This is a genomic window from Rhizobacter sp. P2_G4 (assembly GCF_056403575.1).
In genome coordinates this window covers 406,673-421,062 of record NZ_JBFUFG010000001.1, presented here as the reverse complement: position 1 = coordinate 421,062, position 14,390 = coordinate 406,673, and the positions used below count along the sequence as shown (strand labels likewise).

Below are 14,390 nucleotides of genomic sequence, written 5' to 3'. Positions count from 1 at the left end.
TGACGCCAGAGGGATCCCATGACCGCACGCACCTCCATCCACAGCCTGCAAGTTGCCACCGAGCTGGCCCGCTTCGTCGAGGACCAGGTCCTGCCCGGCACCGGCATAGCCGCCGCTCATTTCTGGCAAGGCTTCGATGAGATCGTGCGCGAGTTCGCGCCCAGGAACATCGCGCTGCTGGCCGAGCGCGACCGCCTGCAGGCCGAGATGGACGCGTGGCACCAGGCCAACCCCGGCCCGATCGGTGACATGAAGGCCTACAAGGCCCATCTGGAGAAGATTGGCTACCTCGTGCCGCACCCGAAGAAGGGCAAGGCCACGACGAAGAACGTCGACGCCGAACTCGCGCTGCAGGCCGGGCCGCAGCTGGTGGTGCCCATCCTCAACGCGCGTTATGCGCTGAATGCCGCGAATGCGCGTTGGGGCTCGCTGTACGACGCGTTGTATGGCACGGATGCGATCTCCGAGGCCGGCGGTGCGGAGCGGGCCGGCGCCTACAACCCGGTGCGCGGCGCCCGGGTCATCGAGTACGCACGCCACGTGCTCGACCGCACCGCGCCGCTGAAGAAGGGTTCGCACATCAACTCGGTGGGCTACCACGTGGACGATGGCAAGCTCGTCGTCACGCTGAAAGACGGCAAGCAGACCGGCCTCGACGAGAAAGACCAGTTCATCGGCTACCAGGGCGATGCGGCGTCCCCCTCGTCGGTGCTGATCCAGCACAACGGCCTGCACATCGACATCCGCATCGACCGCGCCACACCCATCGGCAAGACCGATCCGGCTGGCGTGAGCGACCTGGTGCTCGAAGCGGCGCTCTCGACCATCCTCGACCTCGAAGACTCGGTGGCGGTGGTCGATGCCGAAGACAAGGTGCTGGCCTACGGCAACTGGCTCGGCATCCTGAAGGGCACGTTGACCGAGCAGGTCAGCAAGGGCGGCAAGACCTTCACGCGCGGGCTCAACCCCGATCGCGTCTACACCAGCCCCAAGGGTAAGACGGTCACGCTGCATGGCCGCTCGCTGATGTTCGTGCGCAATGTCGGCCACTTGATGACCAACCCGGCCATCCTCTATGGCGGCGGCAAGGAGATGCCCGAAGGCATCATGGACGCCGTCATCACGACGACCATCGCGCTGCACGACCTCGCGCGCACCAAGACGCCCGGCATCAAGAACTCGCGCACCGGCTCGGTCTACATCGTCAAGCCGAAGATGCATGGCCCGGCCGAGGTGGCCTTCGCGTCCGACCTGTTCGCAAGCGTCGAGAAGCTGCTCGGCCTGCCCGACAGCACGGTGAAGCTGGGCATCATGGACGAAGAGCGCCGCACCAGCGTCAACCTCAAGGCCTGCATCGCTGCCGCCGCTTCGCGCGTGGCCTTCATCAACACCGGCTTCCTCGATCGCACCGGCGACGAGATGCACACCGCGATGTACGCGGGCCCGATGATGCGCAAGGGCGACATGAAAGCCACCGCATGGATCCAGTCCTACGAGCGCAACAACGTGCTCGTCGGCCTCGGCATGGACCTGCGCGGCCGCGCACAGATCGGCAAGGGCATGTGGGCCATGCCCGACCTGATGGCGGCGATGCTCGAGCAAAAGATCGCCCACCCCAAGGCCGGCGCCAACACCGCCTGGGTGCCGTCGCCCACCGCGGCCACGCTGCATGCGCTGCACTATCACCAGGTCAAGGTGTCGAAGGTGCAGAAGGAGCTCGAAAAGACCGACGCCGACGAGGCCCGCAGCGAGCTGCTCGACGGCCTGCTGCAGATCCCGGTCGTGAAGGATGCCACCTGGTCGGCCGCCGAGCGCCAGCAGGAGCTCGACAACAACGTGCAAGGCATCCTCGGCTACGTGGTGCGCTGGATCGACCAGGGCGTGGGCTGCTCCAAGGTGCCCGACATCCACAACATCGGCCTGATGGAAGACCGCGCCACCCTGCGCATCAGCAGCCAGCACATCGCCAACTGGCTGCAGCATGGTGTGGTGACCGACAAGCAGGTGAAGGAGACCTTCCAGCGCATGGCTGCGGTGGTCGACAAGCAGAACGCCGGCGACCCGCTCTACAAGAACATGGCCGGCAACTTCAAGACCTCGGCCGCGTACCAGGCCGCGCTCGACCTCGTGTTCAAGGGCAAGGAACAACCGAGCGGCTACACCGAGCCGCTGCTGCACGCATGGCGCCTGAAGGTGAAGGCCCGGGCCTGACCCGCGCGCAGTCGCACCCACCCTCCACGGCGCCTTCGGGCGCCGTTTTTCATGGGTAAAACTTTCAAAGTCGAGGGAAAGTCCCAGCCCCCTTGGCGCCATCCGCCATCGTTTGGCGCGGATTGCCACTTACGCTCGAGCGAAGCTTCATTCGAGAATTTCCGGCATCGGAGGCACCGGCGCGCAGTCGCCGGGCACCGATCGACAGGGCGACGCCCTGGCCGCACCAAAAACCAATGCATAGGAGACAAACCATGCGCCTTTCTTCTGCGCTCACGCGCGCGCTGTGCGGCTTGACGCTTGTGGCCGGGCTTTCGCTCGGCCTGGCCCATCGCGCCGCCGCGGCCGATACCTACACCCAGACCAAGTACCCCATCGTGCTCGTGCATGGCCTGTTCGGCTTCGATGCCATCGGCCCGGTCAACTACTTCTACGGCGTGCCCAGCGCGCTGCGGTCAGGCGGTGCGGTGGTCTTCACGCCCAGCGTGTCGGCCGCCAACTCGTCCGAGGTGCGCGGTGAACAGCTGCTGCAGCAGTTGCGCGCGATGAAGGCGGCATACGGGTACCAGAAGTTCAACCTCATCGGCCACAGCCACGGCGGGCCGACCATCCGCTATGTGGCTGCGGTGGCACCGGAGCTGGTGGCGTCGATCACCAGCGTGGGGTCGCCGCACGCCGGCAGCAAGGTGGCCGATGGCCTGAACACCATCACCTCGTGGACCGGCACCACCGGCGTGGCGGCCACGATCGCCAATGCGCTGGCATCGACCATCGCCTGGCTCTCGGGCTCGTCGCAACTGCCGCAGAACTCGCTCGCTTCGCTGCAATCGCTCAACACCGCGGGCTCGGCCGACTTCAACCGCCGCTTTCCGCAGGGCGCACCGACGAGCTCGTGCGGCCAGGGCGCTGCGGTCGTCAACGGCGTTCGCTATTACTCGGTGGGCGGCACCAGCGTCTCGACCAATGTGTTCGACGTGAGCGATGCGCTGCTCGTCGCCACCAGCGTGTTCTACGGCTTCGAGCAGAACGACGGCCTCGTCGGCCAGTGCTCCAGCCACTGGGGTGTGGTGCTGAAGGACAACTACGCCTGGAACCACCTCGACGAGGTGAACCAGGGCTTCGGCTTGCGCGGCCTGTTCTCGCAAGACCCGGTTGCGTTCTACCGCAGCCAAGCCAACCGCCTGAAGGCCGCCGGCCTGTGATGAGCGGGCTGACCCATGCGTCGCGGCGGTTGTCGCGGCGCATGCTGCTGCTGGCCGCGATCGCGCTGCTCGTGGTGGCGTGGTCGCTGCTGAAACAGGAGCACGCCACGCCGCCGGCGCGCACACCCGTCTTCACCGACTGGAACTTCAACCCCTTCGCCGACGGCGCGCCCAGCGAGGCCATCCAGCACAACGCCGACGAAGCCCTGGCGCTCGACGCGGCACGCGCACGCGTGATGAAGGTGTGGGAAAGCGGCTCGCTGCGCGGGTCGGACCTCGACGGCGACTGGGGTCAGTGGGTCGTTGACAGTGCTGGCACCCAGCAATTGCAACCCTCCCTCTCGCTGCGCCGCCGCTTCGACTACCTGCTGACGGCGCTCGGCGAGGTGACGGCGCCCGACCTGCGGCAATGGATGGCGCAGGAGATCGGCGTCGAACTCGGCAGCGCGGCGGCGCAACAGGTGCTTGCGGTGTGGGACCGCTATATCGCCCTGCAGCAGACGAGCTTCAAGGCGCTGGTCAACCCGAACGATGCGGCGACTTGGCAGCCCTCGCTGGCCGAACGTGCCGCGGTTCGCCGGCAGATCCTCGGTGAGGAATGGGCGAAGGCGTTCTACGCCGACGAGGAGCGCGATTTCGTGGCCTTCACCGGGCCGCTGGCTACGCAGCGCGCGGCGGGCACAGCGGCTCCTCGCGATGCGCAGATGGCCTTGCTGATGCCCGCTGCGCCCACGGCCGACCCCACGCAGTTGCAAGCGCAGCGGGTGCAGCAACTGGGCGCGGAAGGCGCCGAGCGCCTGCGCGACGAAGAGGCGCAGTGGGCCGACTGGGAGCGCCGGTTGGCGGCTGCGCGAACGCGTCTGCAGGAGATCGCGGCAGCGCCCGAGTTGTCTGCCCTGCAGCGCGCGCAGGCCCAAGCGGCCTACCTTGCGCAGAACTTCGCTGGGGCGGAGTTGGTGCGAGTGCGGGCCTTGCTCGGCGTCGACCGCTGAGGGGCTGGGTTGGACAGGTGGTGGCCGTGCACATCCAGCCATCGAAGGCGAGAATGACCGAAGCCCACTGACCCTTCGCGTTCGCGCGGACCGGACGCCCCATGACCACACTCCTGATCCGCAACGCCCGCCTGCTCGTCACGATGGACGACGACCGGCGCGAGATCGCCAATGGCGGCGTGTTCGTGCGCGACAACGCCATCGAAGCCGTCGGCCCCAGCGACGAGTTGCCCACGACCGCCGACGAGGTGATCGACGCGAGCGACCAGGTGGTGATCCCCGGCCTGGTGAACACGCACCACCACATGTACCAGTCGCTGACGCGGGCCATCCGCCCGGCGCAAGACCGCGAACTCTTCGGCTGGCTGCAAACGCTCTACCCGATCTGGGCCGGGCTCACGCCCGAGATGACACGCGTGTCGACGCAAACCGCGATGGCCGAGCTGCTGCTGTCGGGCGCCACCACCAGCAGCGACCACCTCTACATCTACCCCAACGGCACGCGGCTCGACGACAGCATCGAGGCCGCCGCCGAGATCGGCATGCGCTTCCACGCGGCGCGTGGGTCGATGAGCGTGGGCCAGTCGCAAGGCGGCTTGCCACCCGATCGTGTGGTCGAGCGCGAAGACGCGATCCTCAAAGACACACAGCGCCTCATCGAACGCTGGCACAACCCGGGTCGCTTCGCGATGCAGCGCATCGTGGTGGCGCCGTGCTCGCCGTTCTCGGTGAGCCGTGAGCTGATGCGCGACTCGGCGCTGCTGGCGCGCCAGCATGGCGTGTCGCTGCACACCCACCTGGCCGAGAACGACAACGACATCGCCTACACGCGCGAGAAGTTCAACTGCACGCCGGCCGAATACGCCGAGCAGCTCGGCTGGCTCGGCCGCGACGTGTGGTGCGCACACTGCGTGAAGCTCGACGACGCGGGCATTCGCCTCTTTGCCCGCAGCGGCACCGGCGTGGCGCACTGCCCGTGTTCCAACATGCGGCTGGCCTCGGGCATCGCGCCGATTCGTGCGATGCGCGATGCCGGTGTGCCGGTGGGCATCGGTGTCGACGGCAGCGCGTCCAACGACAGCGGCCACATGCTCGCCGAGGTGCGGCAGGCGCTGCTGCTGCAGCGGGTCGCGCGCGGTGCCGAGAAAGGCCCGTCGGCGATGAGTGCCCGCGAGGCGCTCGAGATCGCCACGCGCGGCGGTGCCCAGGTGCTCAACCGTGACGACATCGGCCAACTCGCGCCCGGCATGGCCGCCGACATCGTCACCGTGCCGCTCGACGAGATCGGCATGGCCGGCGGCCTGCACGACCCGCTGGCCGCGTTGCTGTTCTGCCATGTGCCACGCGTGAAGCACAGCATCGTCAACGGCCGCGTGGTGGTGCGCGATGGGCGGCTCGCCACGGTCGACCTGCCGCGGCTCATCGAACGGCACAACCGCCTCGCGCGCGATCTCGCGGGCGCGTAATCCATTGAGCTTGACCAATCGACCTTGATCGAGAATGGCGGCGTGCCGAACGCCATCTCACGTCGCTGCTGGATGCTGTTGCTCGCCTGCTGGCTGGGTGTGATTGCCCCGTCGCATGCTGCCGATGTGCCCGCGGACACCTACACCCAGACCCGTTACCCGATCGTGCTCGTGCACGGCCTGTTCGGCTTCGGCGCCATCGGCCCGGTGGACTACTTCCACGGCGTGGCCAAGGCCTTGCGCGACGGCGGTGCGGTGGTCTACGCGCCCGGCGTGTCGGCTGCCAACCTGTCGGAAGTGCGTGGCGAGCAGCTGCTGTTCGAGTTGCGTGCGCTGAAGGCAGCGTACGGGCACGAGAAGTTCAACCTCATCGGCCACAGCCACGGCGGGCCGACCGCGCGTTATGTTGCCGCCGTGGCGCCGGAGCTCGTCGCTTCGGTGACCACCGTGGGTGCGCCGCACACCGGCAGCAAGACGGCCGACGGGCTGAAGGAGATGGCTCGCGGCAGCGGTGTGCCGGCCGCATGGGCGAATGCACTGTCGGGTGCCGTGGCTTACCTGGCGGGGGATTCGGGCTTGCCGCAAGACGCGCTCGGTGCCTTGCAGTCGCTCGACAGCGAAGGTGCGGCTGTTTTCAATCGGCGCTTCCCGCAGGGCCAGCCGAGCACGCCGTGCGGCGAAGGCGCTGCGCTGGTCAACGGCGTGCGCTACTTCTCCGTGGGCGGCACGCGCGTCACGACCAACCCGCTCGACCTCAGCGACGCCGTGCTGCTGGCCACCAGCCGCTTCTACGGCGACGAGCCGAACGACGGTGTCGTCGGCCGCTGCGCCAGTCACTGGGGCACGGTGCTGCGCGACGACTACGAGTGGAATCACCTCGACGAGGTGAACCAGAGCTTCGGCCTGCGCGGCATGCTCTCGCCGGACCCGCTGGCCTTCTATCGCCTGCAGGCCAACCGGCTCAAGAAGGCGGGGCTGTGAGGGCGACGGCCGTGCGCGGTGTGATGCGGCTGGCTGCCGCGCTGTGGCTGGCCGGGTGTTGCTCGACACCGGCCGCAGCACAAGCCGGCGTGCGCAGCGTGGACCAGGTGCGTGCCAGCGGCTCTTTGCGCGGCACCGATCTCGACGGCGACTGGGTCATCGGCCCGGCGAACGGCGCGCGGCCCGATGCCGCGCTGATCCGCCGCTTCGACCACCTGCTCACGGCGGTCGGCGAACTCGACCTGCGCGAGCTGCGCGCGTGGATCGAACGCGAGGTCACCCAGCAGCGAGGCGCTGCCATCGCCAGCCAGGTGCTGGTGGCGTGGGACGAACACCTGGCGTGGCTCCAAGGCCGGAGCGCCTCGAACCAGGAAGCCAGCGGCTCACCGGCACCGAATGCGCCGACGCGTGGCGCGAGCGTCACGCCGCCGCCTGCCGCGCCACGCATGCTGCTGATGCCCGAGCCACTGGCCAGCGCCGAACAACAGAAGGATTTGCAAGCGCAACGGGTCGGCCGCTTCGGCGCTGTGGCCGCCGAGCGCCTGCGCGCTGAAGACGAAGCCCGCTGGGCGTGGTCTCGCCGCATGGCGGAAGCGCGTGCCCAGCTGCAGACGCTGAAAGGCGAGGCCGCGGAGCGCTACCTCGCACGCCAGTTCAGCGGCAACGAGCTGCTGCGCGCCCGCACCCTGCTGGGCATGCCGCCCTGACCCTGCGTTAGGCCTTGGGCTGCCGAGATCGGTTTGTCGCCTGAGGCGCGACCGGGAAAGACCTTGCTGACCGGCGATCTGCAAACACCCGTGAAGATTGGGGTTTGCCCAGGTTGGACTTCAACCCGGGCATCCACGATGCTCTGAAAGCTGCTCATGGCTGTGGCTGTCAGCGCTCCAACGTTCCCCTGCAGGAGACATCACCGTGACCACTCGCATCCAGATCAACGGCAAGACGATGACCGTCAAGGCCGAGCCCGATACGCCTTTGTTGTGGGTCATCCGAGACGAGGTCGGGCTCACCGGCACCAAGTTCGGCTGCGGCATGGCGCTCTGCGGCGCCTGCACCGTGCACCTCGACGGCCAGCCCGTCCGCTCGTGCCAGACGCCGCTGTCGGCCGCGGCCGGCAAGAAGGTCTCGACCATCGAGAGCCTGTCGGCCAACAACAGCCACCCGCTGCAGAAGGCCTGGATCGCGCACGACGTGCCGCAGTGCGGCTACTGTCAGAGCGGCCAGCTGATGAGCGCCGCCGCGCTGCTCAAGACCAACAAGAACCCGAGCGACGACGACATCGACGCCGCAATGAGCGGCAACATCTGCCGCTGTGGCACCTACCCGCGCATCCGCGCCGCGATCAAGACCGCGGCGGCTGAAATGCGCAAGGCCTGAGGGGACTGCCATGACCACCACCACCACCACTACCAAGTCCAAGAGCGCCGGCGTCAGCCGCCGCGGCTTCCTGCAGACCTCGGCCGTCGCCAGCGGCGGCCTGATGCTCGGCGTGAGCCTCACCGGCGTGAGCGACGCGCTCGCCGCCGGCACGGTGCACACGCCCAACGCCTGGGTGCACATCGCCGACGACAACACCATCACGCTGCTCTCGGCCCGCTCCGAGATGGGCCAGGGCGTCTACACCTCGATGCCGATGCTGATCGCCGAAGAGCTCAACGTCGACATCCGGCGCATCAAGGTCGCGATCGCGCCGCCCAACGGCAAGGTCTACGGCAACGCGCTGCTCGGCGGTCCACAGCTCACCGGCGGTTCGTCTTCCGTGCGCGACGGCTGGGACAAGCTGCGTCTGGCAGGCGCACAGGTGCGCACCATGCTCATCAGCGCCGCGGCGCAGAAATGGAAAGTCCCCGAGTCGGAACTGAGGGCCGAGAACGGCTTCGTGCTCGGGCCCAAGGGCAAGAAGGCCACCTACGGCCAGCTCGCCGCTGCGGCGTCGCGCCTGCCGGTGCCGCAAAGCCCGACCATCAAGGACCCGAAAGACTTCCGCATCGTTGGCAAGCCGACCAAGCGGCTCGACACGCCGGCCAAGACCAACGGCACGGCCGAGTTCGGCATCGACGTCAAGGTGCCCGGCATGGTCTACGCCTCATTGGAGCAATGCCCGGTGATCGGGGGCACGGTGAAGAGCTTCGACGCGAGCAAGGCCAAGACCATGCCCGGCGTGATCGACGTGGTGCAGATCCCCGACGGCATCGCCATCGTGGCCGACACCTGGTGGCACGCTCGCAAGGCGCGCGAAGGCCTGACCGTCGTGTGGGACGAAGGCGCCGGCGCAGCGTTGACCGAGAAGACCATGCTGGCAAGCACCAAGGCCGCCGGCCTGTCCGACGCGGCCAAGCCGCTCGCGCTGCCGAAGGTGGGCGATGCCGACGCCGTCATCAAGGGCGCGGCCAAGGTCATCAAGGCCGAGTACACGATGCCGCTGCTGTCGCACTCGCCGCTGGAGCCGATGAACTTCACCGCCTGGTACCACGACAACCGCGTCGAGCTGATCGGGCCCACGCAGTGGCAAGACGCTGCGGCCGGCACGGTGGCCAAGGTCTGCGGCGTGCCGCCGGAGAACGTGAGCCTGCGCACCACCTTCCTCGGTGGCGGGTTCGGCCGGCGCATCGACGTCGACTTCATCCTCCAGGCCGCGCTGATCAGCAAGGCCGTCGGCAAGCCGGTCAAGCTGCTGTGGACGCGTGAAGACGACATGACGCACGACTTCTATCGCCCGCAGTCCGTGCACGAGCTGAGCGCCGCCGTCGGCGACGACGGCAAGCCGACGGCCATGACCTTCCGCCTGACCTCGCAGTCGATCACCGGCCGCGTGTTCGGCCTGCCGGCAGCAGTGCAAGACCCGCTGATGACCGAAGCCGCCATCGCGGCCTATGAGATCCCGGCCACGCGGCACGATGTCGTCAAGCACGACGCCGGGCTGCGCGTGGGCTACTGGCGCTCGGTGAGCCATGCGCTGAATGCCTTCGCCAACGAGACCTTCATCGACGAGCTGGCCGCCAACGCCAAACAAGACCCGTACGCCTACCGCATGTCGCTGCTGGCGAACAAGCCGCGCTTTGCCAACGTGCTCAAGCAGTGCGCCGAGAAGGCCGGCTGGGGCACGGCGGCACCGGCGGGTCGCTTCCGTGGCATTGCGCTGATGGAGGGCTACGACACCTACATGGCGCAGGTGGCCGAAATCTCGCTCAGCAAGGACAACGAGGTGCGCGTGCACAAGGTGACGGTCGTGGCCGACCTCGGCCGCATGGTCAACCCCGACACGGTGGAGGCACAGATCCAGTCGAGCATCGTCTTCGGCGGCACGGCTGCGCTGTGGGGCGAGATCACGCTGGAAAACGGCCGCGTGCAGCAGACCAACTTCCACCAGTACCGGCTGATGCGCATGAACGAGTCGCCCGAGATCGTGATCGTGCTGGTGCCCAGCACCGAGAAGCCCGGTGGCATTGGCGAGCCGGCCACCGCGCTCATCGGCCCGGCCATCGGCAATGCCTTGTTCGTCGCCACCGGCAAGCGGCTGCGCAAGATGCCGTTCACGCCGGAGAACATCGCGGCGGCCTGATCGGTCGCTGAGGTCAGCGAGGTCCTGTCGTGGCGAGATGCCGCGCCAGGGCCTCGCGCGCCCGCTCCGCAGGTTCCGCGGCGACGCGCTCGGCCAGCACGTCGGTGAGCTGACGCACCTGGCCCTCGGCGAGGCCGGTGTTCATGCTGATGCGCACATGCGCCTGCAGCTGCGAGTCGACGCCTTGCAGGGCAGACAGCATGCTCACGGTCGCCAGTTCGCGGCTCTGCCAGTCGAGGTTGTCTCGCTCGAAGATGTCTCCGAAGAGGTGGGTCCTCAGGTAGTCGTTTATGGCCGGCGCAAAGTCGAACAGCGCTCCCGTGACCGGCGCGCCCGACAGCTTCGTCTGGTTGGCGGTTCCTGCCGCCATCAACGCGTCGCCCTTGGGCGCAGCGCGGCTGGGAGCACGCCCCTCTACATCTTGGATGCCGCGCTTCTTGCGGTCGTCCAGCGTCTTCATGAGTTCTCCCAGGGCATTCAGGCTGCGCGGGAAACCGGCGTAGGCGTAAAGCTGCACCAGGATTTCCTTGGTGTCATTGATCGTGAGGCCGGCGTCCAGCCCTCTGCTCAATGCGGTGCTGAGCCGGGGCAGGTCGCCGGCAGCTGCGAAGGCGGCGATCGGAACGATGGCTTGCTGTCGGGCCGACAGCGTGTCTGAGCGTGGTTGTGCGTGGTTCATGGTGGGCGGGGTTGGGTTGTTGGCGGTGCCTGCCTGGCAGAGCGCAGCTGCCAGACCGAGCGCGATGGAGAGCGCGACCTTCGCGCAAGGGCTAGCGTGCTGTGTATTGCGCATCGCTGACTTTCTCCATCCACTCAACGTTCTTCCCTTCGGCGGTGCCGGTGACCGCCAAGTGGGTCATGGCGGCAGAGGGACCGGCTCCATGCCAGTGCTTCACACCGGGCGGGCACCACACGACGTCTCCCGGGCGAATCTCCTGGACGGGCTTGCCCCATTCCTGTGTGAGGCCCACACCGGACACGACCACCAGCCGCTGGCCTTTGGGATGCGTGTGCCATGCAGAACGCGCGCCCGGCTCGAAGGTCACCAGCCCGCCTGACGCCGTGATGTCGCCGTCGGCGGGCCACACCGGGTCGACTCGCACGCGGCCGGTGAAGAAGTCGGCCGGCCCCGCCGCCGACGGTTGGGTTCCTGCGCGTGTGATCTGCTGCGCCGGCGCGCTGCCGGCGTTGTCGGCGGCTCCGGCGCCGCAGGCCGTGGTGGCAGCGACGCACGCTGCAATGTGCATGGGAAATTTCATGTTTGTCGCTCCGTTTTGAGGTGCAAAAGCAGTCCGGTCTGAACACTGTAGGCAGCGGTTCATTGGTTGATAAGATGGAAAAATCCGCATACGGTGGTGTGCCGGATTCACCAATGGCCAAAGAGAACCTGAACGACCTGCAGGCCTTCGTGGTCGTTGCGCGAGAGCGCAGCTTCACCCGCGCAGCGGCTCAGCTCGGGCTGTCACGCTCGGCCTTGAGTCACGCGATGTTGGCTCTGGAGGCGCGCCTGGGAGTCCGGCTCCTGACCCGCACCACGCGCAGCGTTTCCACGACCGACGCCGGCGTACGGCTGCTGAACACGGTTGCGCCGCGTCTTCAAGAGATCGAGCACGAGCTCAGCGTTCTCACGGAAATGCGCGACAAGCCTGCCGGCACCGTCCGCATCACCGCGCACGATCACGCCATCGTCACGGCGCTCTGGCCGCGTCTCATGCCGCTGCTGAAAGCGTATCCGGACATCCAGGTCGAGTTCAGCGTCGAATATGGGTTCACGGACATCGCTGCGCAGCGCTTCGATGCGGGTGTGCGCCTGGGAGACCGCGTCGACAAGGACATGATTGCCGTTCGCATCGCGCCGGACCTGCGGATGGCCGTCGCAGCGTCGCCCGAATACCTTGCGGGCAAGACCCTTCCGGCCACGCCGCACGAGCTGACAGCGCACCGCTGCATCAACCTGCGACTGCCGACCCATGGCGGCCTCTATGCGTGGGACTTCGAGAAGGACGGCCAGCAGCTCAACGTCCGCGTGAACGGCCAGACGGTGTTCAACAACACCTTTCTGATGCTCCATGCCGCGCTGGACGGCCTGGGCTTCGCCTACGTGCCGTTCGACCTGATGGAGCCTCATATCGCGGCGGGCCGGCTGGTGCCTGTGCTCGAGGATTGGTGGCCGCGATTTCCGGGGTACCACCTCTACTACGCCAACCGGCGGCAGATTGCCCCCGCGCTGGCGCTCGTCATCGAAGCGCTGAGGCAGCGCTAGCGGGTCACGACGGCGAGGCCTGGGCCTGCTGCGCCAGCGCGTCGCGTATCTCGCCGACGCCCGACGGCCGCACCACGCGTGTCACCTCGACGCCGTCGCGCATGAAGATCAGCGTCGGCCACAGCTTCACGCGGAACGATCGGCCGAGCGGCCGGCCCTGGCCGTCTTCAACCTTGATGTGGCGCAGCTGGGGGTGATCGGCCATCGCCGTCTCGATCAGCGGCTGCGCGCCGCGGCACCAGCCGCACCAGTTGGTGCCGAATTCGACGACGGTCGCGCCGGGCAGCGCGTCAAGCTCGCTGCGGCTCAGGGCTTCTTCGGTGTAAGGCGTGCTCATGTGGCCATTGTGTGCAGGTGACGAATGCGCTGCGCATGGGGCCATAGAAAACCCGCCATCGCGGCGGGTTCTTGGCAAACGGGCTACGGCTGCCCGCGGTGTGCCCAGGGCACGCCGGTATGCTTCGCATTCCATGAATCTTTCTCTCTCTGAACTCCCCGAGCGCTGCGACGTGCTGGTCGTCGGTGCTGGCCCGGCCGGCAGCGCGGCGGCCAATGTATTGGCGAAGGCTGGTCTCGACGTGGTGCTGATCGACCAGCGCAGCTTCCCGCGCGAGAAGGTGTGCGGCGACGGCCTCATCCCCGACACCCATGCGGCGCTCGACAAGCTCGGCGTGTTGGAAGAGGTGATGGCGCGCGCGCAGTCCGCCGGCCACGTGGCCTGTATCGGCCCGCGCGGTGGCCGCATCGACGTGCCGGGCCGGCTGGCGGTGCTGCCGCGCCGCGAGCTCGACGACATTGTTTGCCGCGCCGCCGTGCGGGCCGGTGCGCGCATGCACGCGCCGGTGCAGTTCGACGAGCCGCTGCTCGACGCGGCCGGCCGTGTGTGCGGCGCCAAGGTGTCGCACGCCAAGGAGCACCGCGAGATCCGCGCCCACTGGATCGTGCTGGCCAGCGGTGCCGTGCCGCAGGCGCTGAAGGCCGCCGACGTGTGCGAGCGCCAGACGCCGGCCGGCGTGGCTATGCGCGCGTATGTGAAGAACGATGCGATGGTCGGCCGCATCACCGAACTCGAGGTGGTGTGGCACCGCAAGCTGCGGCCGGGCTACGGCTGGATCTTTCCCTGCCCCGACGGTGTGTTCAACATCGGGGTGGGCGTGGTCGACAGCCACGGCACCGGCCGCGACGGCCACCACACCATGCAAGACGTCAACCTGAAGCGCGTGTTCGAGCGCTTCTGCGAGTGCTACGCGCCGGCACACGAGTTGATGGCTGGCGGCGTGATGCAGGGCAGCCTGAAAGGCGCGCCGCTGCGCTTCACGCTGTCGGGTGCGCGCTTCTCGCGCGACGGGCTGCTCGTCACCGGCGAAGCCGCAGGCAGCACCTACTCGTTCACCGGCGAAGGCATCGGCAAGGCGCTGGAGACCGGCATGCTCGCCGCCCACGCGCTGCTGAGCGGCCGCCAGCAGCAGTGGGACGACGCGGCCGTGCGGGCGCACTACGAAGCCGGCTTGATGGCACTGAAGCCGCGTTTCGACCTCTACGAGCGCGCCAACCGCGTCAACGCCCACCCGTGGCTGATCGACCTCGTGATCTGGCGGGCGAGCAAGAGCGCGCGGCTCCTCAAGCGCATGAGCGGTGTGCTCAACGAGACCAGCAACCCGGGGCAGCTGTTCAGCGTCAAGGGCTTCACGCGGCTGTTCACGGAATAACACC

At 67.9% G+C, this 14,390-nt stretch carries 13 protein-coding genes; 10 read left to right on the top strand and 3 right to left on the bottom strand.

Annotation, left to right across the window (positions count from 1 at the left end; all coding sequences use genetic code 11):
* Positions 1–18: 18 nt before the first annotated feature.
* From AC1DYS_RS02100 to AC1DYS_RS02065, 8 genes are all read left to right on the top strand, one after another.
* Complete coding sequence (locus AC1DYS_RS02100; protein ID WP_477895574.1) at positions 19–2,211, top strand: malate synthase G; 2,193 nt, start codon at positions 19–21, stop codon at positions 2,209–2,211.
* Between the two features lie 254 nt (positions 2,212–2,465).
* Positions 2,466–3,413, top strand: coding sequence for an esterase/lipase family protein (locus tag AC1DYS_RS02095; RefSeq protein WP_477895572.1), 948 nt, complete (start codon positions 2,466–2,468; stop codon positions 3,411–3,413).
* On the top strand, positions 3,413–4,405 hold the full coding sequence (locus tag AC1DYS_RS02090; RefSeq protein ID WP_477895570.1) for a lipase secretion chaperone: 993 nt from the start codon (positions 3,413–3,415) through the stop codon (positions 4,403–4,405). Before AC1DYS_RS02095 ends, AC1DYS_RS02090 begins: the two co-directional genes overlap by 1 nt.
* A 101-nt stretch (positions 4,406–4,506) precedes the next feature.
* Entirely contained in the window at positions 4,507–5,871 is a 1,365-nt protein-coding gene (locus AC1DYS_RS02085; RefSeq protein ID WP_477895568.1) for an 8-oxoguanine deaminase, read from the top strand.
* 42 nt (positions 5,872–5,913) lie between these two features.
* Positions 5,914–6,852, top strand: a complete 939-nt coding sequence (locus AC1DYS_RS02080; protein ID WP_477895566.1) for an esterase/lipase family protein — start codon at positions 5,914–5,916, stop codon at positions 6,850–6,852.
* Complete coding sequence (locus AC1DYS_RS02075) at positions 6,849–7,559, top strand: CREC-EF hand family protein (RefSeq protein WP_477895564.1); 711 nt, start codon at positions 6,849–6,851, stop codon at positions 7,557–7,559. Before AC1DYS_RS02080 ends, AC1DYS_RS02075 begins: the two co-directional genes overlap by 4 nt.
* 205 nt (positions 7,560–7,764) lie before the next feature.
* A complete protein-coding gene (locus AC1DYS_RS02070; RefSeq protein ID WP_477895562.1) occupies positions 7,765–8,229 on the top strand; it encodes a (2Fe-2S)-binding protein in 465 nt (154 codons plus the stop codon).
* A gap of 10 nt (positions 8,230–8,239) precedes the next feature.
* Positions 8,240–10,414, top strand: coding sequence for a xanthine dehydrogenase family protein molybdopterin-binding subunit (locus tag AC1DYS_RS02065; RefSeq protein WP_477895560.1), 2,175 nt, complete (start codon positions 8,240–8,242; stop codon positions 10,412–10,414).
* Positions 10,415–10,427: 13 nt separating this feature from the next.
* On the opposite strand, the gene AC1DYS_RS02060 is transcribed toward AC1DYS_RS02065, so the two are convergent.
* On the bottom strand, positions 10,428–11,093 hold the full coding sequence (locus AC1DYS_RS02060; protein ID WP_477895558.1) for a carboxymuconolactone decarboxylase family protein: 666 nt from the start codon (positions 11,091–11,093) through the stop codon (positions 10,428–10,430).
* Positions 11,094–11,184: 91 nt separating this feature from the next.
* Entirely contained in the window at positions 11,185–11,673 is a 489-nt protein-coding gene (locus tag AC1DYS_RS02055; protein ID WP_477895556.1) for a (R)-mandelonitrile lyase, read from the bottom strand.
* 113 nt (positions 11,674–11,786) lie between these two features.
* Here AC1DYS_RS02055 and AC1DYS_RS02050 point away from each other — a divergent pair, with 113 nt between their 5' ends.
* A complete protein-coding gene (locus AC1DYS_RS02050; protein WP_477897241.1) occupies positions 11,787–12,677 on the top strand; it encodes a LysR family transcriptional regulator in 891 nt (296 codons plus the stop codon).
* A gap of 4 nt (positions 12,678–12,681) precedes the next feature.
* On the opposite strand, the gene AC1DYS_RS02045 is transcribed toward AC1DYS_RS02050, so the two are convergent.
* Complete coding sequence (locus tag AC1DYS_RS02045; protein ID WP_477895554.1) at positions 12,682–13,014, bottom strand: thioredoxin family protein; 333 nt, start codon at positions 13,012–13,014, stop codon at positions 12,682–12,684.
* A 133-nt stretch (positions 13,015–13,147) separates the two neighbouring features.
* Between AC1DYS_RS02045 and AC1DYS_RS02040 the strand changes: the two genes are divergently transcribed.
* Positions 13,148–14,386: an NAD(P)/FAD-dependent oxidoreductase gene (locus AC1DYS_RS02040; protein WP_477895552.1), complete on the top strand. Its 1,239-nt coding sequence runs from the start codon at positions 13,148–13,150 to the stop codon at positions 14,384–14,386.
* Positions 14,387–14,390 lie beyond the last annotated feature (4 nt).